This is a genomic window from Duganella phyllosphaerae, from assembly GCF_001758785.1.
In the GTDB taxonomy this organism is placed as follows: domain Bacteria; phylum Pseudomonadota; class Gammaproteobacteria; order Burkholderiales; family Burkholderiaceae_D; genus Rugamonas; species Rugamonas phyllosphaerae.
Genome location: NZ_LROM01000151.1, coordinates 1 through 21,676, shown reverse-complemented (window position 1 = coordinate 21,676; position 21,676 = coordinate 1). Strand labels below are relative to the sequence as shown.

Below are 21,676 nucleotides of genomic sequence, written 5' to 3'. Positions count from 1 at the left end.
GCACGATTGAAACGCCGCTATAGTGATTTCACCGCCCCCTAAAAGGAACACGCAATGATTCGCTGTGTACGCATCTGGACCGAAGCAGGCAATTCCGTATTCGAGGAGGGCTCGATCGCCCTGCCCCACGGTGAGCGCGGCGACGTGCTCAGTCATGTGCTGGGCGCCCGCAGCATCTCGTTTCGCGAAACACGGTCGGGCGGCGCCTTCGCCCCGCACCACGCCCCCACGCGCCAGCTGGTAATCACGCTCGCCGGTACGCTGGAATTCAAGACCATCGCTGGCGCCACTTTTGTCATTCGCCCGGGCGACCTGCTGCTGGCCGAAGATACCACCGGCAGCGGCCACAGTTGGCGGCTGATCGACGACCAGCCGTGGCGCCGCGCCTACGTGATCGTGGACGCCGACGTCGCCGCCCTGTTTCAACCTTCGACCGCCTCTTAAAGGACCATCATGACATCCACTTCCACCACCCACGACATCGTTTTAATCGGCGCCGGCATCATGAGCGCCACCCTGGGCGTAATGCTCAAGGAGCTCGATCCCTCGCTCTCGATCCTGATGGTCGAAGCGCTGGGCGACTGCGCGCAGGAAAGCTCGGACGGCTGGAACAACGCCGGCACCGGCCACGCCGCCAATTGCGAACTCAATTACACCCCGCAGCGCGAGGACGGCAGCGTCGATATCAGCAAGGCGCTGGAGGTAAATACCGAGTTCGATATCTCGCGCCAGCTGTGGGCGTACCTGGTGCGGCGCGGCGCCATTCCCGATCCGCGCGCCTTCATCCACCCGTGCCCGCACATGAGCTTTGTCTGGGGCGAAGATAACGTGGCGTTCCTGCGCGAGCGCTATAAAACCATGTCGGCGCACCACTGCTACCACGGCATGGAATACAGCGAAGACCCGGCCGTGATCGCCACCTGGGCGCCGCTCATCATCGAGGGGCGCGACCCTGCGCAGCCGATCGCCGCCACCCGCATGGCCACCGGCACCGACGTCGATTACGGCGCGCTCACCCATCTGCTGGTACACCATCTCTCTTCCCGGCCCGGTTTCGCGGTGCGCTACGACAGCCGCGTGACCGATCTCGATCGGCAGGATGACGGTACCTGGCGCATCGCGGTCAAGGATGTGCAGGATGGCGCCAAACATATTGTCTCGGCCAGGTTCGTGTTCATCGGCGCTGGCGGCGGCGCGCTGCCGCTGCTGCAAAAATCGAAGATACCGGAAGCGAAGGGCTATGGCGGCTTCCCGGTCAGCGGCATCTGGTTGCGCTGCGACGTCGACGCGGTGAGTCACCGCCACCACGCCAAGGTGTACGGCAAGGCCGCAAGCGGCTCGCCGCCGATGTCGGTGCCGCACCTGGACACGCGCATCATCGGCGGCAAGCAGTCGCTGTTGTTCGGCCCTTACGCCGGCTTCTCCACCAAGTTCTTGAAACACGGGTCGTTAACCGATTTATTTTCGACCCTCAAGCACGACAACATCATCCCGCTGCTCGACGTAGCGCGCGATAACATCGAACTGACCGAATACCTGATCGGCCAGGTGATGCAAAGCGCCGACCACCAGTTTGCCGCGCTCAAGGAATTCTTCCCGAACGCGGTACAGCAGGACTGGAAAAAAGCGGTGGCCGGCCAGCGCGTGCAGACCATCGCCCCGCACGAAAGCACGGGCTGGTTCAAGCACGAACAAGGCAAGCTCGAATTTGGCACCGAAGTGGTATCTGCCGCCGACAAGTCGCTGGTCGCACTGCTGGGCGCCTCGCCCGGCGCGTCCACCGCCGCCTTCATCGCGCTGGAAATCCTGCAGCGCTGCTTCGACGCCAAGCTGACCGACGACGCCTGGCTGCCCGGCCTCAAGGCCATCATCCCCACCTACGGCATCGACCTGAAACAGGACGCCAACGCCTGCCGCACCACGCGCGCAGCCACCGCCGCCCTGCTCAAGATCGACAATGTGTGACATGCCACCCGTACAGGAGAACCAGCATGGCTGAAAACGACCTGATTTCGGAAAACGATCTCACCGCCGGCCTGGCGGCAAGCGGCACCCGGCAGGAATTCGACTCGATGGGTACCATCGACGTCCCGGCCGACAAATACTACGGCGCGCAAACCGCGCGCTCGCTGGTTCATTTTTCGATCGGCGACGACCGCATGCCCAAGGCCGTGTACCACGCATACGGCATCGTCAAGAAGGCGTGCGCGCTGGTCAACCTGGCCGAGGGCCGCCTACCGGAAGTGAAAGCCAAAGCGATCATCCAGGCCGCCGACGAAACCATCGCTGGCCAGCTCGACGCCCACTACCCGCTCTACGTGTGGCAAACCGGCTCGGGCACCCAGTCCAATATGAACGTCAACGAAGTGCTGTCCAACCGCGCGATAGCGCTGCTGGGCGGCACGCTGGGTAGCCAGCAGCCGGTGGGCCCGAACGACGACGTCAACATGGGCCAGAGCTCGAACGACACCTTCCCCACCGCGATGCACATCGCCGCCCTCGAGGCGCTCGACCGCCGCCTGCTGCCCGAAGTGGACCGGCTGGCCGCCGTCATCGAAGCGAAAGCCGCGCAGTGGATGGACGTGGTCAAGATCGGCCGCACCCACCTGGAAGACGCCACCCCGCTCACCGTGGGCCAGGAATGGTCGGGCTACGCGGCCCAGCTGCGCGCAGCCTGCGCCGCCATCGCCGCCAGCCGCGCGGGCCTGTACGAATTGGCCATCGGCGGCACCGCCGTGGGCACCGGCATCAATGCGCCACCAGGTTTTTCGGTGAAGGTGGCGCAGCAGATCGCGGCGCTGACCGGCAAGCCGTTCGTCACCGCGCCCAACAAGTTCATGGCGCAAGGCTCGCTCGACGCCATGGTACGCGCCCACGCCGCGCTGCGCGGACTGGCCGTGGCGCTGATGAAGATCGCCAACGACATGCGCTGGCTGGCCTCCGGCCCGCGCTGCGGCCTGGGCGAACTGAAACTGCCGCAGAACGAACCGGGATCGTCGATCATGCCCGGCAAGGTCAACCCCACCCAGTGCGAGGCGATCGTGATGATCGCCATCCAGGTGATGGGCGACGACAGCGCCGTCGCCTTTGCCGGCTCACAGGGCAATTTCGAACTAAACGCCATGCGCCCGATCATCATCAACGCCTTCCTGCACTCGGCCACCATCCTGGCCGACGGCTGCGAAAAATTCCGCACTTATTCGGTCGAAGGCACGGAACTGAACCGGCAAAAAATCGCCAGCTTCGTCGAGAACAGCCTGATGCTGGTGACCGCCCTTTCGCCGGTGATCGGCTACCAGAATGCCGCCCACATCGCCGAACAAGCCGACGCCACCGGCACCACGCTGCGCGAGGCCGCGCTGGCATCGGGCCACGTGGACGCGGCCACGTTCGATCGGGTGGTCGATGCACGGGCGATGACGGGACACGGTGTGGCGGGGGCTTAGCGGTAAAATCGCAGTGAACCCATAGCCCAAGGCCACCATGAACGGTTACGCCACACCCAGAACGCTGCACATAGCCCGCAAGTTGCTGTCCCTGCTGGGGAAAATCCAGATCACCGACGACGACGACAACGTCGTCTACGAAGCCGCCGCCCAGTGGGGCTGGTTCAACCGTCCATGGCGCATCACGCAAAACGACCGCGAAGTGGCGATGGTCAGGCGCAAACTGCTGTCGTTTGCGCCCACCTGGTACGTTCGCACCATGGACGAAAATTTCCAGCTGCGCGGCAAGCTGTGGAGCTGGCGGCGGCAGGTGACGGTGGTGGGCGGACGTTACGACGGCGCGGTCCTGCGCGGCGGGCTGTGGGATATGGGATTCGAGTTGTCGCGCCAGGGGCAGGTCATCGCCAAGGCGCAGGCCAAGATCATGACTCTGCGGACGCGGCACAGCATCGAATTGCTCGATGCGTCGCCGCAGGCGGAGCTATTGGCGGTGATTTTGATGACGACGCTGGTGGAGCAGAAGAGTGAGGAGAGCAAGCTGGCGGCGGCGGGGGATCAGTCGCCGCATGGATAAGTATTTTTAGCGTAAGCCATTTCATACAAATTTTCGTTGTTTGTCTAAAATAGATTACGTTATGCCATCCCCATCTACCGTTATCTATCCCAGTTCCGTCAGTGCTCTGCAAGCTTGGGAGGCCGCTTGAAAGATGCGCGCATGCGCCGTCATTTTTCCGCAGACACGGTGGCGGCACGCACCGGCATCACGCGCCAAGCGCTGTCGAAAATCGAGGCGGGCAACGGCTCGGACACGACGGGCAATTACTTCCGTTTATTATTCACTGGCAAACCGGTCTGCCACATTGCAGAGGCTGCCAGTCATAGACCCCGTCTTTCAATCAGGTACAGGAGCAGGGGTAAGCTGAGAAATATTGACAGCCATGGGAAAGCGCCGATGATGTGGGCGATTGCGACAACAAAAACACTGAGCGCCGCGAATGCCAGCACATAGCTCAGGCGAGTCGACCATTTTCCACGAGCCCGGCGCCCAGCCTGGGGGATAGTCGATTCCTGCGATGCCTGCGTCACCGTATGCTCTTCCGCGCGATATACCAGTTCTTCTGGCATCCGGATCTGTTTGAATGGTCCCGCGCCGTCCACATCGTTCGCAGCGCGCAGCAGTACATCGACCAGCCAGCGGTCGAGGCGGCCCGCCCACAGGCAGAGCTTGCGGTAACCCTCGTCGTCAAGGCTCAGATAAGGATTGCCTTCATTTTTTAGATTGGTATCGTTGTCGTATCGCGCTTGCTCCCAATCAAGCGTGGCCACGATACGATGCGCAAGCGCAGTGCGCGGCAGGCTGAGAAACAGCGGCAGGCGGGCCCATTCCGGCTTCGTGGACATGTCGGGGAAAAACGCACTGGCCGACACCCGCTCGTCGGTGGACGGCACGTCAATCTCCAGGTCTGCCGCAATTGCCGCCGCTGTCTCGGCCCATTTCGTGGCAGGTATTTCAAGTGGCCCCGGTCGTTCAGCGACCAGCCAATAACTGTCGACATCGCCGGCGTAGTATTTCCCGCTCGGAAATTCATATGAATCCGGCCACGCCGCCATCTCGCTGCCGACTACCCATATCTGATAGCGTTCGGCGAAGTGCACGACCACCGTAAAATCGGATTCACAGGACATCGGGAGTGGTGCAAGCTCAAACTCATCCGATCGATGCAGCGACAAACGCGTGGCGCCCGACCGTGCCAGGCTGCCCAGCCAAAGCGTGAAGTCATCAGCCAGCAGCGCATTCTGGTCAGGCGAACGAAATTGAAAGCGCGCTTGGCAGAACACGCCGTGCCGTAACCAGTCTTCGAGTGGCGATTCACCGCGCAGAAATCCGGTGCCATAACTTGCCAACGCGACGGAACGTAAAAGTTGACTGTCTACTGTCATGGGCAGGGTTGCCTGTTTTATATGCCGATGGCCATTACACCTGACAAATTCATTTGCAGCAAGAACGACTAGCGAGTATTACCATCAGAAGTAAAAAACCCTGTCACTGGCAGCAGTAACAGGGCTTCTCGATGGCGTGTTCGGGATTCAGAACGGGATATCGTCATCCATATCCGAGAAATTCGGCGCCGGCTTTGGTGCCGGGCGTGGTGCCGGTGGCGCCATGGCCGGGCGCTGCTGCTGTGGCGCTGGCGCCTGACGTTGTGGTGGCGCATCATATCCGCCACCGCCGCCGTTGCCACCGCCGTAACCACCACCACCGCCCGCGCCACCACCGTAGCCGCCGCCGTCGTCCATGCCACCGGCGCCTTGACGGCCGCCCAGCATTTGCATGTTTTCAGCGACGATGTCGGTTGCGTACTTTTCGACGCCGTCCTTGTCGGTGTATTTACGGGTTTGCAGGCGGCCTTCGACGTAGATCGACGAGCCTTTTTTCAGGTACTGGCCGACGATTTCGGCCAGCTTGCCGAAGAACGAGATGCGGTGCCACTCGGTGGTCTCTTTTTGCTCACCGGTGTTGCGGTCTTTCGACTTGTATGAGGTCGCCACGGCAATGTTGGCGATTGCATCACCGCTAGGCATGTAGCGGATCTCCGGATCGCGACCCAGATTGCCGACGATGATGACTTTGTTGACTGATGCCATGAATAAAACTCCTGAGTAACGACGGCCGCGTGGGCAGGCTGTGTATGAAATCTAAACAGGGATTATAGACGAATGGATAGGCTCTACCAATCTGAATGGATCGCCGCACTACCAATTTTGGCATCCATCCCCATGTAGCCTGTTCTGCGCCGAAGCCTGTTGAATCGACGCAAGCAAATACTGGTATTATATACAGTGTCAAGCCTCCCGCGCGTGATCCAGCGCAAGGACGGCGCATCTTTTCAAACCCCGCTATAGTGTCGGGTTGATATCTAAGGGCTTACTCCATGGAACAGATCCGCATTCGCGGCGCACGTACGCACAACCTCAAAAACATCAGTCTCGACCTGCCGCGCAACCAGCTGGTCGTGATCACCGGGCTGTCCGGTTCCGGCAAATCGTCGCTGGCGTTCGACACCCTGTATGCCGAGGGTCAGCGCCGTTACGTGGAATCGCTGTCGGCGTATGCGCGCCAGTTCCTGCAGCTGATGGAGAAGCCCGATGTGGACCTGATCGAAGGCCTGTCGCCGGCGATCTCGATCGAGCAGAAAGCCACCTCGCACAACCCGCGCTCCACCGTCGGCACCGTCACCGAGATCCACGATTACCTGCGCCTGCTGTATGCGCGCGTGGGCACGCCTTACTGCATCAACCACCCGGACCAGGCGCTGGCCGCGCAGACCGTGTCGCAGATGGTCGATGCGGTGCTGGCCATGCCCGAAGGGACCAAGCTGATGGTGCTCGCGCCCGTGGTGGCCAACCGCAAGGGCGAGCATTCGGACCTGTTCGAGCAGATGCAGGCACAGGGCTTTGTGCGCTTCCGCGTGCAGAGCGGCACGCATGACGCCAAGATCTACGAAGTGGACGAACTGCCCAAGCTGAAGAAAACCGAGAAGCACACGATCGACGTGGTGATCGACCGCGTCAAGGTCAACGCCGACATCAAGCAGCGCCTGGCCGAGAGCTTCGAGACCGCGCTGCGCCTGGCCGACGGCCGCGCCGTGGCGCTGGAAATGGACACTGCCGTCGAACACGTGTACTCGAACAAGTTCGCCTGCAACCAGTGCGGTTACTCGCTGCAGGAACTGGAACCGCGCCTGTTCTCGTTCAATAACCCGATGGGCGCCTGCCCCGAATGCGATGGACTCGGCCATATCGAGTTCTTCGACCCGAAACGCATCGTCGCCTTCCCCAACCTGTCGCTTGCGTCCGGCGCCGTCAAGGGGTGGGACCGCCGCAACCAGTTTTATTACCAGATGCTGTCCAACCTGGCGGCGTACTACGAGTTCGATCTCGACGTGCCCTTCGAGCAGCTGCCCAAGCCGGCGCAGGACGCGGTCCTCAACGGCTCCGGCAAAACCGCTATTCCCTTTACGTACGTGAATGAGCGCGGCCGCACCGTGGTCAAGGAACACACTTTTGAGGGTGTGGTCAACAACCTGGCGCGCCGCTACCGCGAAACCGATTCGATGGCAGTCAAGGAAGAACTGGCCAAGTTCATCAACGAGAAAAAGTGCCCATCATGCGAAGGCGCGCGCCTGCGCATCGAGGCGCGCTTCGTCAAAGTCGGCACCGGCAAGCAGGAAAAAGCGATCTACGAGATCGCCGAAAAACCGCTGCGCGAATCGCTGTCGTTCTTCGAGCAGTTGAAGCTCAAGGGCGCCAAGAAGGAGATCGCCGACCGCGTGGTGAAAGAGATCATCTCGCGCCTGCAGTTCTTGAACAACGTTGGTCTCGACTACCTGTCGCTCGACCGCAGCGCCGACACGCTGTCCGGTGGCGAAGCGCAGCGGATTCGCCTGGCCTCGCAGATCGGCTCCGGTTTGACCGGCGTGATGTACGTGCTCGATGAGCCGTCGATCGGCCTGCACCAGCGCGACAACGACCGCCTGATCGACACGCTGCGCCACCTGCGCGATATCGGCAACAGCGTGCTGGTGGTAGAGCACGACGAAGACGCGATCCGCACCGCCGACTACATCGTCGACATGGGCCCGGGCGCCGGCGTGCATGGCGGCGAAGTGATCGCGGCCGGTTCGCTCAAGGACATCCTCAAGAATAAAAAATCGCTGACGGCGCAGTACCTCAACGGCACCCGCAAGATCGAGGTGCCGGCCAAGCGCCACCAGGCCGATCCCGATCGCCAGCTGGTGATCACTGGCGCCACCGGCAACAACCTGAAAAAGGTCAGCCTCAAGCTGCCGGTGGGACTGATGACGTGCGTGACCGGCGTGTCCGGTTCCGGCAAATCGACGCTGATCAACGACACGTTGTTCCCGGCCCTGTCGCGCCACCTGTACGGGTCACAGACCGAGCCGGCGCCGCATGATTCGATCGCGGGCCTCGAACACTTCGACAAGGTGATCTCGGTGGACCAGGCGCCGATCGGCCGCACGCCGCGTTCCAACCCGGCCACCTACACCGGGCTGTTTACGCCGATTCGCGATTTGTTCGCCACCGTGCCGACCGCCAAGGAGCGTGGCTACAGCGCCGGGCGCTTCTCGTTCAATGTCAAGGGCGGCCGCTGCGAAGCATGCCAGGGCGATGGCGTGATCAAGGTCGAGATGCACTTCCTGCCGGACGTGTACGTGCCGTGCGACGTCTGCCATGGCAAGCGTTACAACCGCGAGACGCTCGAGGTGAACTACAAGGGCAAGAACATCACCGAGATCCTGGACATGACGGTGGAAGACGCGCACGAGTTCTTCAAGCCGGTGCCGGTCATCGCCCGCAAGCTCCATACGCTGCTCGACGTGGGCCTGGGCTACATCAAGCTGGGGCAAAGCGCGACCACGCTGTCCGGTGGCGAGGCGCAGCGTGTCAAACTGTCGCTGGAACTGTCCAAGCGCGACACGGGCCGCACCTTGTACATCCTGGACGAGCCGACCACCGGCCTGCACTTCCACGATATCGATCTGCTGCTCAAGGTGATTCACCGCCTGCGCGACCAGGGCAATACGCTGGTCATCATCGAGCACAATCTCGACGTGATCAAGACCGCCGACTGGGTGGTGGACCTGGGGCCGGAAGGCGGCGCTGGCGGCGGCAAGATCATTGCCACCGGCACGCCGGAGGATGTGGCAGCCAATGCCGACAGCGTGACCGGGAAGTACCTCGGCCCTTTGTTGAAATAGCCTTAGTCGCTGCACTCTGTTCCGTCATCCCCGCCCAGGCCGGGATGACGGATTTGGGGCTAGCCGGGTTCGGTCAGGCCAGCAAATCGGCCACCTGGTGGAACACGCGCTTCGGCTGCTGCGCCACCAAGGCGTCGACATGATTGAAGCCCCACGCCACCGCGCCGAAATCCACGCCGGCTTCCGCTGCCACGCGCGCATCGCGGATCTCGTCGCCGATCAACAGCGCGTCCGCCGCCGCAATGCCGGTGGCCGCAAGTACCTTGCGCACCTTGGGCAGCTTGCCGAACAGGCCTGCGCCGCATTCCACCTGGATGAATAAAGCCAGCAGCTCCGGGCCGAGGATGCGCTGCACGTTGGCGCGCGAATTGGACGTGACGATGGTCAGCACCACGCCGCGCTGCTTCAGCGCGCGCAATGCCGCATCGACGCCATCGAACAGCGTGATGGTATGCGCCTCGTCGCCGATGCGCGCGCGCATGAAGCGGGCAATCGCCGGGGTTTTCCAGAGCGGGATATCGTGCAGCGCCATGATCTGGCGCGCGTCGAGGCCGCGCAGGCCCTGGGCGTTGTCACGGTCGAGCGGTTTGAATTGGTATTTGGCTGCCGCTTCGTCGAACACGCGCACGAAGCAGGGAAAGGTATTGGCCAGGGTACCGTCGAAGTCGAAGATGATGAGCTTGCGGTTCACGTGGTTCTCAGTACATGGGAGTTTTCTGTTGAGCCGGTCAGCCGGGCCAGCATACACGAAAAAAAACGGTGCATGTTTCCATGCACCGCTTCTGTCTCCACCTAATCAGGCCGGCTTATTTTGCCAGGCGCTGCTCCAGCTCAGCTTTCACTGCCGTCAGTTCTTGCGGCAGGTGGTAGGCCAGCTTGGTGAACAGTTCTTCGTGCAGTTTCAGTTCTTCGCGCCAGGCATCCTTGTCGATCGAGGTGATGGTCTCGAACTCTTCCGGCGTGAACGGCAGGCCGTCCCAGTGGATGTCGCCGTAACGCGGGGTGGTGCCGAAGATGTTTTCGACGCCGCCGGCTTTGCCTTCGATACGCTCGAGCATCCACTTCAGTACGCGCATATTGTCGCCGAAACCAGGCCACACGAAGTGACCCTGGTCGTCGGTGCGGAACCAGTTGACGCAGTAGATTTTCGGCAGGGTGGCGCCGTCGATCTTGCCCAGTTTTTCGCCCAGGTTGAGCCAGTGCTGGAAGTAGTCGCTCATGTTGTAGCCCATGAACGGCAGCATGGCGAACGGATCGCGGCGCACGATGCCCATCTGCCCAGCTGCTGCTGCAGTGGTTTCCGAACCCATGGTGGCTGCCATGTACACGCCTTCCACCCAGTTGCGCGCTTCGGTTACCAAAGGCACGGTGGTCGAACGGCGACCGCCGAAGATGAAGGCCGAGATCGGTACACCGGCCGGATCGTCCCAGGCCGTGTCGATGACCGGGTTCTGGGTAGCAGCGACGGTAAAGCGGGCGTTCGGGTGGGCAGCCTTGGTGCCGGACGTTGGGGTCCAGTCGTTGCCTTGCCAGTCGATCAGGTGCTCGGGCGCCTGCTTGGTCAAGCCTTCCCACCATACGTCGCCGTCGTCGGTCAGCGCGACGTTGGTGAAGATGGTGTTTTCACGCATGGAGGCCATGCAGTTGAAGTTGGTCTTTTCGTTGGTGCCAGGGGCCACGCCGAAGTAGCCGGCTTCCGGGTTGATCGCGTACAGGCGGCCATCGGCGCCCGGCTTGATCCAGGCGATGTCGTCGCCGATGGTGGTCACTTTCCAGCCGTTGAACGTGGCTGGCGGGATCAGCATGGCGAAGTTGGTCTTGCCGCAAGCCGACGGGAAGGCGGCAGCGACGTAGTGCTTCTTGCCTTCTGGCGATTCCACGCCCAGGATCAGCATGTGTTCGGCCAGCCAGCCCATGCCGTCCTTGGCCTGGTCCTGGTAACCCATGGTCGAGGCGATACGCAGCGCGAAGCATTTCTTGCCCAGCAGCGCATTGCCGCCGTAGCCCGAACCGTAGGACCAGATTTCGCGGGTTTCAGGGTAGTGAACGATGTACTTGGTGGCGTTGCAAGGCCAGGCCACGTCTTTCTGGCCGGCGGCCAGCGGTGCGCCCACGGTGTGCACGCATGGCACGAATTCACCGTCGGCGCCCAGCACGTCATAGACGGCCTTGCCCATGCGGGTCATCACGCGCATGTTGACGGCCACGTATGGCGAATCGGACAGTTCCACGCCGATGTGCGCGATCGGCGAACCCAGCGGGCCCATCGAGAACGGCACGACGTACATGGTGCGGCCAGCCATGGCGCCGTCGAACAGCGGGTTCAGGGTGGCGCGCATTTCGTCGGGCGCCATCCAGTTATTGGTCGGACCGGCTTCTTCCTTGGTGGCCGAGCAGATGTAGGTGCGGTCTTCCACGCGCGCCACGTCGGTTGGATCGGACTGGGCCAGGTAGGAGTTGGGACGCTTGGCTTCGTTGAGTTTTTTCATGGTGCCGGCGGCAACCATTTCACCGCACAGGCGGTCGTACTCTTCTTGCGAGCCATCGCACCAATAGATGCGGTCGGGTTTGGTCAGTGCGGCGACTTCCGTCACCCAATTGATCAGTTTTTGATGCTTGATGTAAGCTGGGACGTTCAGCGTTGCAACGCCACCCATGATGGGCTGATTCATACTACCTCCAATGCCAATTAAAATTCTTTCGGCAGGATCGTCGTCAGCAATAGCTTAGCGCGCGGAGTCTCATCCGAGATGAGTCGGCGCCTCGGCTTATTTACGGCGGTCTTGTCGTGGGACCAGGCTCTGTGAACCCGGCAGTGACAGCAAAATCGATGTTCTGCTGTTCATTTTTTGAGCGATTGTACACCGCTGGTCCCACGATTCAACAGAAATGTAGGAGAAATAGTTGAGTAAAGTAGTAAGCTATTCAGCTTTTGGCAGTGCCCGTTATTCCGCTACGAATTTCAACCTAAGATCGGCTATCTCACATGAAAATCGCCATACTTGACGACTACCAGAACGCCAGCTCTGGAATAAAAAGTTATGAAATATTGAACGATCATGACGTAAAAGTGTTCAACAATACAACACGCGGCCTGGGCCAGCTGGCAATCCGGCTGGCGCCGTTCGATGCGCTGGTGCTGATCCGCGAACGTACGGCGCTCAACCGGGCGCTGCTGGCCAAGCTGCCCAATTTGAAACTCATCTCGCAGACTGGCAAGCTGGCCGGCCACGTCGATGTGGCTGCCGCAACCGAACTGGGCATCGCGATTGCCGAGGGTGTCGGCTCCCCCACCGCGCCGGCCGAGCTGACCTGGGCGCTGATCATGGCGGCGGCGCGCAAGATCGTGCCATACGCGAACAACCTGCGCGACGGCTTGTGGCAAACCGCGTCGGTCAATCCGCAACTCAACGGCCTGGGCTTCGTGCTCAAGGGACGTACGCTCGGCATCTGGGGCTACGGCAAGATCGGCCAGCTGGTGGCCGGCTATGGCCGCGCGTTCGGCATGAAGGTGGTGGTGTGGGGCAGCGAGACCAGCCGCAACAAGGCGGTGGCCGATGGTTATGCGGCCGCTTTATCGCGTGAAGAATTCTTTGCGCAAGCGGACGTGCTCAGTTTGCACCTGCGCCTGAACGACGCCACCCGTGGCATCGTCACTGCCGACGACCTGGCGCGCATGCAGCCCGCGGCCCTGTTGGTCAACACCAGCCGCGCCGAACTGGTGGCCGCTGGCGCACTGGAGCAAGCGCTCACACAGGGCCGGCCCGGCTACGCGGCGCTCGACGTGTTCGAAGCGGAACCGCTGGCGCCGACCGACGCGCTGCTGCGCATCCCGACCGTGCTGGCCACACCGCACCTGGGCTACGTGGAACAGGACAGCTACGAGCTGTACTTCCGCCACGCATTCCAGAACATTGTCGATTTCGAGGCGGGCAAGTTTGATGCGATTAACAACCCTGATTTTTTGCGTAACGCACGGCGCTGAACCCTGAGACCCATGGGGTCGGACCCCGTACGGGGTCCGACCCCTGCTAGCGGTGCGGGTTTTCAGTCGGTTTTCTCGGGTAAACCGGTCAGGTTGATGCGCGGCGCAGGCATCACGTGCACCTTGCTCCACAAGCCAGCCCAGCCGGGCGGCCAGGTGATGTCCGGGCCGCTGTACGGCGGCAGCGTAGCGCGCACCGGCATGACCGGTACCGGCGGCATGTCGATCAAGGGAGAACCTTCGGGACGCTGCATGTCCAGGCTGTACATATAGCCGGGCAAGAGCGCATCGCACACGCTGGCGAACCAGGCGGCGTGGTCTTCGTCGCGGCCCAGCGCCTGCGCCAGTCCTTGAGGATCGAATTTGGCCAGCGCGTGGATCAACTCCTCGGTGGTGGCGCCCGGATTGTCGCCCCAGCCCATCACCGGATTGCTGTTGTAGTCGGCGCCGGAGCCGTACCAGCCTTCGCGCCAAGAGCGCTGCATCCAGTCGCGCTTGCCGGTAAACAAATGCCAGCGCCAGTGCAGGCCGGACGGCTTGGGCCACGAATACAGATACAGTTTCTGGTAGCCGGCCTGGTGCAGCGCGCGCACCACGGCCATCAGCCGCGCGTGGGGCATGCGGTCGGGCGGCGCGCGGCGGAACAGGATCGCTTCGCCATCGGCGTATTGCACCGCGTCGGTTGACAAATTCAGGTCGAGCGTGCGCGACTCGCTGCCGAAGCGCGCGGAGATCCAGCCGGTGAGCAGGTTGACGGCCGTGATCACGCCATAGCCGCGATGGCGATGAAAAATGACAGTTCCGGGGGCTAAGGCTTTCATTGGCAATCCACGAATAATGGCCGCAACAAGGGGCCGGCAAACAGACAATATAGGCATAGTACGCCGATATTTCCAGTGCGAAGACGGCACTTTGTGGTTTCTTTTTACCTGGCGGTTTGGGTTATGATGCAGATCATTTTTACTGAACCGGGCTTTCATCATGACCTTGCGCATCCTCGCCACCGGCGGCACTTTCGACAAACACTACAACGAACTCAACGGTACCCTCGGCTTCGCCGACAGCCATGTGCCGGCCCTGCTCGAGCGTTGCCGCCTGACGGTGGACGTGGCGCTGGAGCAGTTGCCGCTGATGGATTCGCTCGACATGGTCGATGCCGACCGCGAGCGCATCCTGGCCTCGTGCCGCGCCGCCAGCGAAAAGGCGATCGTCATCATCCACGGCACCGACACCATGCCGCAAACGGCTGCCGTGCTGGGACCGGCCAACCTCGGCCAGACCATCGTGCTGACCGGCGCGATGATTCCCTACTCGATTGCCAATTCGGATGCGATGTTCAACCTGGGTTTTGCGTGCGCCGTGGCGCAGACTCAGCCGCCGGGGGTGTATGTGGCGATGAATGGCAAGATTTTTGCCTGGGATAATGTGCAGAAGAATAAGGCGGCTGGGGTGTTTCAGCCGCTGTAGGCAGAGCATGCGCTCTATGGATCCCCGCGTTCGCGAGGATGACGGATTTTAAGCCGCTGGCCCTTGAACCGTCATCCCGCATCGGCGGACCGCCGCGCACGCGGGGATCCATACAGTATTTGATTTGTCGATCAGGCTTTCGCTTCGCCGCCCAACGCCTCAACCACATCCGCCATCATCTTGGCCAGCTCGCCCGTCATCAGCATGAAGTCGCCATCAAAACGCTCTTCATCGTTGCGGGTGCTCGATTCCTTTTCGGCCAGCACGTCGAGCGCCTTGACGCTCTTGATCGCCAGCGATTCGGTCAGCACGAACGAGATCTTGCTGTCCCACGTCAGCGCCAGGCGGGTGCACTGCTTGCCCGCTTCGATGTGGCGGCGTACTTCGGCCGGTTCCAGCGTGTGGCGCACGTAGCGCACGGCTGCCTTGCTCTCGCCGGTGGCGCGCAGTTCGGTATCCATGTCCACCGTGAAGCCGGCTGGCGCCTCGTCGGTTTGCAGCCATTCGGTCATCACGCCTACCGGCGAGCGCTGCACGCGCAGGCTTTCCAGCGGCAGTTTATCGACCGCCTTCAACAGCAGCTTGATCACTTCGTCGGCCTTGGCCGGGCTGGCCGCATCAACCACCAGCCAGCCGTTGACCGGGTCGATCCAGGTCCAGACGTTGCCACGGATCGAGAAAGCGCGCGGCAGCAGTTCGTCGGCTACGCGTTCTTTCAACTCCTTCATGGCTTTTTTGCCGGGGGCGAAGCCTTGCGCTTCTTCCATCTCGGCGGCGCGGGCCTTGGCGACCTGGTTGATCACGCTCGATGGCAGCAGTTTTTTCTCGGTACCCAGCACGATCAGCATTTGCTTGTTGACCACGTGGACCAGGCCGCCGTTAGGACGCGGCTTGTCCCAGCCCTGGCGCAACAGTTCGTTGCTGCTGGCGGGAACAAACGCGTGCGGTTCGAGCGCTGCTTCCAGTTGTTCGGGGGTGTAGGCCCACGGGGCCGGCAGACGATAAATCTGTAGATTCTTGAACCACATGAGTGTTGCCTTGTCCTGAATTGAGTGTACCAAAGGAGCGCCATTTTACACGGTGATGGCGGCGCTGAACCATTTACGAACTCAAGCTAAGCGAACAGATCACCCTGCACCGGCAGCGGCTTGTGCGCGGCTGCGCCCGGTACCTCCAGGGTGCTGGCGCGTACCCCCAGCAGGCGCAGCTTGCGTTGCAGCGGCACGCGCTTCAAACACTCGCGCGCGGCCTGCAGGATGGCAGCCGCATCGGCCACCGGCTCGGGCACGGTGACGTTGCGGCTGACGATCTGGAAATCGTCGTAGCGCAGCTTGATGCTGATGGTGCGGCTCACGTAACCCTTGCGCTTCAAGTCTTCGGCCAGCCGGTCGCACAGCGTGACCAGGATGCCTGACAGCGTTTCGCGGTCCTGGCGCGCGTGCAGGTCGCGCTCGAACGTGGTTTCGCGGCTCATCGATTTGCTCATGGCGCGGTTGGCCACCACGCGCTGGTCGATGCCGTGCGCCGCCTGCGTGAGCCAGGAAGCGTAATGCGCACCGAAGTAATCCTGCAGCATGCCTTGATCGGCCCGCGCCAGCTGGCCGATGGTCTCGATGCCGAGCGACGCCAGCTTGGCCGTGGCCTTGGGACCGATGCCGTTCACCTTGCGCACATTGAGCGGCCAGATCCGCTCCGGAATGTCGTCGAAGCCGAGGATGGTGATGCCATTGGGCTTGTTTAAATCCGAGCAGATTTTCGACAGCAGCTTGTTGGGCGTGATGCCGATCGAGCAGGTCAAGCCGGTGGCGTCGAACACGGCCTGCTTGATGCGCGCGGCCAGTTCGTCGGTCTCGCCCTCGACGTCGGTGAGGTCGATGAAAATCTCGTCGATGCCACGGTCTTCGATCTGCGGCGCAATCACCGCCACCGCCTGCTTGAACAGGCGCGAGTAGTGGCGATAGTCCTCGAAATTCGCTGGCAATAAAATTGCGTCGGGCGCCAGCTTGGCCGCCTTCATCATGCCCATCGCCGACCCGACGCCAAAGGCGCGCGCCTCGTAGGTGGCCGTGGTGATCACGCCGCGGCCCACGTAGGTGCGCAGGCGCGCAAACTGGTGGCTGCCGTCGGCCTGCAACACCGGTGTGGCGTTGCGGCCACCGATCACCACCGGCTGGCCGCGCAGTTCGGGATAGCGCAACAACTCCACGGACGCGAAAAATGCATCCATGTCGAGGTGGGCAATCCGTCGTGGGGGTTCAACCATACCGCTGCAAAGATTACTGTGAATACATACAGTATCCACCGAAACAGCGTGAGCTGCAACTCTAACGTCGCGTGCGCTCCATCGTCACCACCAGCACCGCCCCGGCCACCAGGCTGGCCGCCAGCAGGTAGATGCCGCTGGCCGTGCTATTGGTCGCATCCTTGATCGCGCCCACCAGGTAAGGGCTGACGAAGCCGGCCAGGTTGCCCAGCGAATTGATCATGGCGATGCCGGCCGCTGCTGCCGCGCCACCGAGCATGGCCGTGGGCAGGCTCCAGAAGATCGGGAACGTGGACAGGATGCCGGCCGTGGCCACGCTCAACGCCGCCAGCGCAACGACCGTATTGTCGCTGTAGGCGGTGGCCACCACCAGGCCCAGCGCACCGGCCAGGCCGGCACAGGCCGCGTGCCAGCGGCGCTCGCCGGTGCGGTCCGAGTGGCGGGCGGCCAACACCATCACCACTGCCGCCACGCAATACGGAATCGCGGTCAGCAGGCCGATGTGGAACACATCCGCCACGCCGCTGTTCTTGATCAATTGCGGCAGCCAGAAGCTCACGCCGTACAGGCCCATCACGAACAGGAAGTACACCAGCGCCAGCAGCCACACCTTGCCGCTCTTGAATACCTGCGCCAGCGGCAAGTGCTGCTGGCCCACGCGGTCTGCGGCGATGGCCGCTTCCAGCACGCGCTTGTCGGCTTCGCTGAGCCACTTGGCATCGCGAATGCCATCGTCGAGATAGAACAAGGTCCAGATGCCCAGCAGCACCGACGGGATGCCTTCGAGCAGGAACAGCCACTGCCAGCCGGACAGGCCGTGCTCGCCATCGAACGCCTTCATGATCCAGCCCGACAGCGGTCCACCCACCACGCCGGCAATCGCCACCCCGCTCATGAACACCGCCACCATGCGCGCGCGGCGGTGCGCCGGGTACCAGTAGGTCAAGTAGAGGATGATGCCGGGGAAGAAGCCCGCCTCGGCCGCGCCCAATAGAAAGCGCAGCACGTAGAACGTGGTCACGCTGTTGGTGAACATCATCGCCGACGAGATTACGCCCCAGCTGATCATGATGCGGGCGATCCACAGGCGGGCACCGGCGCGCGTCATCAGCAAATTGGACGGCACCTCGAAAATGAAATACCCGATGAAGAACATGCCGGCGCCGACGCCATAGACGGTATCGGAAAAGCGCAGGTCGGCCAGCATCTGCAACTTGGCAAAGCCCACGTTGACGCGGTCGAGATACGCGGCCACGAAGCACAGGAACAGGAACGGCATCAGGCGCCAGCTTACGCGCCGGTACAGGGCGTCGAGGTTGTCGGACATGAGTAACTTTCCTGGAGAAGATGCGGCGACGCCATGATAGGTCCTTCCCCAGGGAATTTTCTAAATAATTTATAAAACCCCTTGCAGACATGCGAAACGCCCCTGTAGAATACGGCCTCGTTCAGCAGTTGTCACACAGACTGCAAGGTTTTCTGGGTGCTTAGCTCAGTTGGTAGAGCGGCGCCCTTACAAGGCGTAGGTCGGGAGTTCGAGCCTCTCAGCACCCACCAGGAAAACCAAAGACGTAGGAGTGGTAGTTCAGTTGGTTAGAATACCGGCCTGTCACGCCGGGGGTCGCGGGTTCGAGTCCCGTCCACTCCGCCAACATTCCTTTAAGGGCCCGAAGCGTTATGCGCTTCGGGCCCTTATTCATTTCCGCATCAGTTTCAGGCAATATGCTGCAACCGATGAAGACGCTCCCCTATTCCTATCTCTCCTTTCGCCGCCGCGTGGCGCGCGCGTCGCTGGTGCAATTCATTGCCAGCGTGGTCAACTCGCTCGAAATGGTCTTGCTGGCATTTGCGCCCGTCATGCTGGGTCTGCTCGCGTGCATCGCCCTGCCCGGCCTGCTGGCGCCCACCTTGCCGTGGTTCGAGGCGGTCGCCCTGTTGATCGCGCAGATCTTGCTGGTGGCCGCGCCCGTGTGGCTGCTGCGGCAACGGCTGCATCCACTGGACGTGGCGCGCTGGAGCCGCGCGCTGCCCGTCTCGGCGCGCCAGCAGTGGCTGGCGGAAGCGTCGGTGGCCGGCCTGATCGTGGGACCGGTGGCACTGGCGCACGTGGTGTCGTGCGCGGTGTGGCTATACCAATGGCCGGACTGGCTGCGACCGGTGGCGCCGTGGTCGCTCGCGTGTGCGGCGCTGTCGTTGTTGCTGGGGTGGACGCTGGCGACGGTGCTGCTGATGCGGCGGGCCAAGCCTGGGCCCGTTGCGCCGCGTGCTGCTGCCGGGAGTGCGGCCAGGGCGCCGGCGCATTACGCCGCGCCGCCACGTGCATGTCTGCCTGCCTGGTTTTACTGGCGCCAGCTGTTCTGGCTGCCGTGCTGGCGCGGCGAGAGCGTGGTCGGCATCCAGCAGACCTGTCTTTTGATTGGGGCCTTGCTCAGCATGGGCCTCTGGCTGTGGCAACCAGCTATCGTCGCCTGGATGCCGCCCGCCGCCTGGGGCGCCGGCACCGCCATGCTGCTGGTGCTGCTGACTGATCGCGGCGACAAGGCCGTGGCGGAACAGATCGCGCGCCTGCGCCCCGCGGTGGCCAACTGGCCGCTGTCGATGGAGCGGCTGTTCACCAGTGCGATCATGCTGACCTTGCTGCCCGGCGCGCTGGTGATGGGGTGCTTTGCTGCACTGACGCTGGCTGCCGGCGCCAACGTCAGCCACACCGTCGCCCTGGTCTGGCTGGCTTGCGCAAGCGTGGCGCAACTGGCCATCGTCGGCCTGCGCACGCTCACTGCGCGCGGCCGCGTGGCGCTGGTCATGGGCGCCATCCTTATCCTCACCGCCATTGGAAGCGAATTATGGAACTGACTGCCGTGCTCACGATCTCACAGCTGAACTTCAACCACCCGGGCCGGGCGCTGTTCCACAACTTCGACCTGCAACTGGGCACGGGCGTGACCTGGCTGCGCGGCGAGAACGGCGCCGGCAAGACCACGTTATTAAAACTGGCAGGCGGCGCGCTCGATCCGCACGGCGGCAGCATCCGGCTCGATGGCATCGAGATCAAGGAGCAGCCGCTGGCCTACCGCCTGCAGACGTTTTACTGCGGCGGCGACCTGCCGCAACTGCCGTGGCTCACGGTGCGCGAACTGTTCGACCTGCACCTGTCGCTGTATCCGGCCACCGACGCCGGGCTGCTCGATGCGCAGGTGCAGGCGCTGCACCTGAGCGGCGCGCTCGAACAGCCACTGACCACGCTGTCGCTGGGCCAGCACAAGAAGGTGCAACTGGCGCTGGCCCTGGCGCTGCCGGTACGGCTGCTGCTGATCGACGAACCGTTCAACGGTCTGGACGCCGATGCGGTGGCCTGCCTGCGCCGCCAGCTCGCGGTGCCGGAGCGACTGGCGCGCCAGTGCATCGTGCTCACCAGCCACCTGGAGCCGGAGCTGCCGCTGGCGCGCACGGTCATGCTTTGACTGCCATGCAGTCACGCAGCCAGCGCACGCAAGGCGACGACCAGGCGGTCCACCTGCGCCTCCGATGTAAAAATCGCCGGCGTCACCCGCACGCACGCGCCGCTGGCCAGGCCATCGCGCATCACCGCAAACACCCTGTGCTCGCGCAGCAGGCGCTGCGACAGCGCGGCGTTCTGCGCCACTGACGTTTGCCCCCGCAGGCGGAATGAAGAGATGCCACTGCCCAGCCGGGGATCGCGGGCCGCCAGCACTTCCACGCCGCCGATCTCGCGCGCCGCGTCCACCCATCGGTTGCGCAGCCGCCGCAGGCGCGCCTGCTTGTTGGCGACACCGATGGCCGCGTGCAGGTCCAGCGCCACCGGCAGCGCCGCGTAGGCGGCGAAGTTGACGGTGCCGGTGTGAACGCGGGTACGAATGTCGTCGCCATCACGCTCGCCCATGTAGGGATCGATATCACCCACGCGGCCGCGCCTGATGTACACCGCGCCCACGCCCACCGGAGCGCCAATCCACTTGTGCAGGTTGATGCCCACGAAGTCGGCCTGCAGGTCGGGAATGCGCATATCGAGCTGGCCGAAACCGTGCGCGGTATCGACAATGGTGTCGATGCCACGGGCGCGCGCCATGCGGCTGATCTCGGCCACCGGCAGCACCATGCCGTTGCGGTGGTTCACGTGGGTGAGCAGCACCAGGCGCAGCCTGGGGTTGCGGTCCATTGCCTGTGCATAGCAGTCGATCAGCGACTGGTGGGTGGCGGTGGCGGCATCGGGCATGGCGATCGACACGACCTCCACGCCACGGCGCGCGCGCAGCCAGTGCATGGCCTTGATCATGTTGTCGTAGTCGACGTCGGCGCATAGCACCACGTCGCCGGGGCGCAGGCGGTTATAGCCGCCGATCAGCGCCAGCAGGGCTTCGGTGGCGCCGCGCGTCAAGACGATTTCGTCGGGTTCCACGCCCAGCGCCTGCGCGGCGCGGGTGCGCGCGGTGTCGAACTGGCGCGGGAACGCCAGCCGTCCGTACAGGGCGTTACCCTGGTTGGCTTGCTGCGTGTCCTGCTCGTACGCTTGCAGCACGGGCCGCGCCATCGAACCCCAGTAGCCGTTGTCGAGCATGGCGACATCGGTCTCGACGTCGTATTGCGCCGCCACGGCCTGCCAGTATGCGCTGTCGGCGGCCAGCGCGTCTGGCGCCAGCGCCGGGGGTGCGGGCAGCAGCGGCGGGGTTTGCGAACGCGCCGGCGCCGCCAGTGCTGCCGCTGGCAACGGCTGCAC

The 21,676-nt window shown here is 62.9% G+C and carries 18 protein-coding genes, 2 tRNA genes and 1 pseudogene; 12 read left to right on the top strand and 9 right to left on the bottom strand.

Features of this window, described 5'->3' with window-relative positions:
• Positions 1 to 54: 54 nt before the first annotated feature.
• The 5 genes and pseudogenes from DUPY_RS25235 to DUPY_RS29295 all read left to right on the top strand — a co-directional run.
• Positions 55 to 444 (top strand): AraC family ligand binding domain-containing protein, encoded by a 390-nt coding sequence (locus DUPY_RS25235; protein WP_070251902.1) that lies wholly within the window; start codon positions 55 to 57, stop codon positions 442 to 444.
• A 9-nt stretch (positions 445 to 453) separates the two neighbouring features.
• On the top strand, positions 454 to 1,965 hold the full coding sequence (gene mqo / locus DUPY_RS25230) for a malate dehydrogenase (quinone) (protein ID WP_070251901.1): 1,512 nt from the start codon (positions 454 to 456) through the stop codon (positions 1,963 to 1,965).
• 26 nt (positions 1,966 to 1,991) lie between these two features.
• Complete coding sequence (gene fumC, locus DUPY_RS25225; protein WP_070251900.1) at positions 1,992 to 3,446, top strand: class II fumarate hydratase; 1,455 nt, start codon at positions 1,992 to 1,994, stop codon at positions 3,444 to 3,446.
• Positions 3,447 to 3,483: 37 nt separating this feature from the next.
• Positions 3,484 to 4,020, top strand: a complete 537-nt coding sequence (locus DUPY_RS25220) for an LURP-one-related family protein (protein WP_141749668.1) — start codon at positions 3,484 to 3,486, stop codon at positions 4,018 to 4,020.
• Between the two features lie 114 nt (positions 4,021 to 4,134).
• Positions 4,135 to 4,236 (top strand): annotated as a pseudogene (locus DUPY_RS29295) (helix-turn-helix domain-containing protein); the annotation flags it as partial.
• Positions 4,237 to 4,322: 86 nt separating this feature from the next.
• Here DUPY_RS29295 and DUPY_RS28970 read toward each other — a convergent pair.
• Together DUPY_RS28970 and ssb are read right to left on the bottom strand one after the other, a co-directional pair.
• The gene (locus tag DUPY_RS28970; RefSeq protein WP_070251898.1) at positions 4,323 to 5,387 is read right to left on the bottom strand and encodes a hypothetical protein; all 1,065 of its coding nucleotides are present in this window, start codon (positions 5,385 to 5,387) and stop codon (positions 4,323 to 4,325) included.
• Between the two features lie 147 nt (positions 5,388 to 5,534).
• Complete coding sequence (ssb, locus tag DUPY_RS25210) at positions 5,535 to 6,092, bottom strand: single-stranded DNA-binding protein (protein ID WP_070251897.1); 558 nt, start codon at positions 6,090 to 6,092, stop codon at positions 5,535 to 5,537.
• A 287-nt stretch (positions 6,093 to 6,379) separates the two neighbouring features.
• Here ssb and uvrA point away from each other — a divergent pair, with 287 nt between their 5' ends.
• The gene (uvrA, locus tag DUPY_RS25205) at positions 6,380 to 9,226 is read left to right on the top strand and encodes an excinuclease ABC subunit UvrA (protein ID WP_070251896.1); all 2,847 of its coding nucleotides are present in this window, start codon (positions 6,380 to 6,382) and stop codon (positions 9,224 to 9,226) included.
• A 73-nt stretch (positions 9,227 to 9,299) separates the two neighbouring features.
• Here uvrA and DUPY_RS25200 read toward each other — a convergent pair whose 3' ends face one another.
• A complete protein-coding gene (locus DUPY_RS25200; RefSeq protein WP_070251895.1) occupies positions 9,300 to 9,917 on the bottom strand; it encodes an HAD hydrolase-like protein in 618 nt (205 codons plus the stop codon).
• A gap of 115 nt (positions 9,918 to 10,032) precedes the next feature.
• Positions 10,033 to 11,898, bottom strand: coding sequence for a phosphoenolpyruvate carboxykinase (GTP) (locus DUPY_RS25195; RefSeq protein ID WP_070251894.1), 1,866 nt, complete (start codon positions 11,896 to 11,898; stop codon positions 10,033 to 10,035).
• Positions 11,899 to 12,212: 314 nt separating this feature from the next.
• Here DUPY_RS25195 and DUPY_RS25190 point away from each other — a divergent pair, with 314 nt between their 5' ends.
• Positions 12,213 to 13,211, top strand: a complete 999-nt coding sequence (locus DUPY_RS25190; RefSeq protein WP_070251893.1) for a D-2-hydroxyacid dehydrogenase family protein — start codon at positions 12,213 to 12,215, stop codon at positions 13,209 to 13,211.
• Between the two features lie 62 nt (positions 13,212 to 13,273).
• Here DUPY_RS25190 and DUPY_RS25185 read toward each other — a convergent pair whose 3' ends face one another.
• On the bottom strand, positions 13,274 to 14,032 hold the full coding sequence (locus DUPY_RS25185) for an L-asparaginase (RefSeq protein WP_070251892.1): 759 nt from the start codon (positions 14,030 to 14,032) through the stop codon (positions 13,274 to 13,276).
• Between the two features lie 160 nt (positions 14,033 to 14,192).
• On the opposite strand from DUPY_RS25185, the gene DUPY_RS25180 reads away from it, so the two are divergent.
• Positions 14,193 to 14,678, top strand: a complete 486-nt coding sequence (locus DUPY_RS25180; RefSeq protein WP_070251891.1) for an asparaginase domain-containing protein — start codon at positions 14,193 to 14,195, stop codon at positions 14,676 to 14,678.
• A gap of 131 nt (positions 14,679 to 14,809) precedes the next feature.
• Here the strand turns inward: DUPY_RS25180 and DUPY_RS25175 are convergent, their stop codons facing one another.
• The 3 genes from DUPY_RS25175 to DUPY_RS25165 form a co-directional block, all read right to left on the bottom strand.
• A complete protein-coding gene (locus DUPY_RS25175) occupies positions 14,810 to 15,706 on the bottom strand; it encodes a recombination-associated protein RdgC (RefSeq protein WP_019924555.1) in 897 nt (298 codons plus the stop codon).
• A gap of 86 nt (positions 15,707 to 15,792) precedes the next feature.
• Positions 15,793 to 16,941, bottom strand: coding sequence for a DNA polymerase IV (gene dinB, locus DUPY_RS25170; RefSeq protein WP_070251890.1), 1,149 nt, complete (start codon positions 16,939 to 16,941; stop codon positions 15,793 to 15,795).
• 61 nt (positions 16,942 to 17,002) lie between these two features.
• A complete protein-coding gene (locus DUPY_RS25165; protein WP_070251889.1) occupies positions 17,003 to 18,268 on the bottom strand; it encodes an MFS transporter in 1,266 nt (421 codons plus the stop codon).
• 154 nt (positions 18,269 to 18,422) lie between these two features.
• Between DUPY_RS25165 and DUPY_RS25160 the strand changes: the two genes are divergently transcribed.
• The 4 genes from DUPY_RS25160 (at position 18,423) to DUPY_RS25145 (ending at position 20,402) form a co-directional block, all read left to right on the top strand.
• A tRNA-Val gene (locus DUPY_RS25160) sits at positions 18,423 to 18,498 on the top strand.
• Positions 18,499 to 18,515: 17 nt separating this feature from the next.
• Positions 18,516 to 18,592, top strand: a tRNA-Asp gene (locus tag DUPY_RS25155).
• A gap of 83 nt (positions 18,593 to 18,675) precedes the next feature.
• Entirely contained in the window at positions 18,676 to 19,794 is a 1,119-nt protein-coding gene (locus DUPY_RS25150; RefSeq protein ID WP_070251915.1) for a hypothetical protein, read from the top strand.
• Positions 19,785 to 20,402: an ABC transporter ATP-binding protein gene (locus DUPY_RS25145; protein WP_070251888.1), complete on the top strand. Its 618-nt coding sequence runs from the start codon at positions 19,785 to 19,787 to the stop codon at positions 20,400 to 20,402. The genes DUPY_RS25150 and DUPY_RS25145 overlap by 10 nt, the downstream gene beginning before the upstream one ends.
• A gap of 11 nt (positions 20,403 to 20,413) precedes the next feature.
• On the opposite strand, the gene DUPY_RS25140 is transcribed toward DUPY_RS25145, so the two are convergent.
• Positions 20,414 to 21,676: aminotransferase class V-fold PLP-dependent enzyme (locus tag DUPY_RS25140; protein ID WP_208600101.1), on the bottom strand; the 1,263-nt coding region annotated here is incomplete at its 5' end.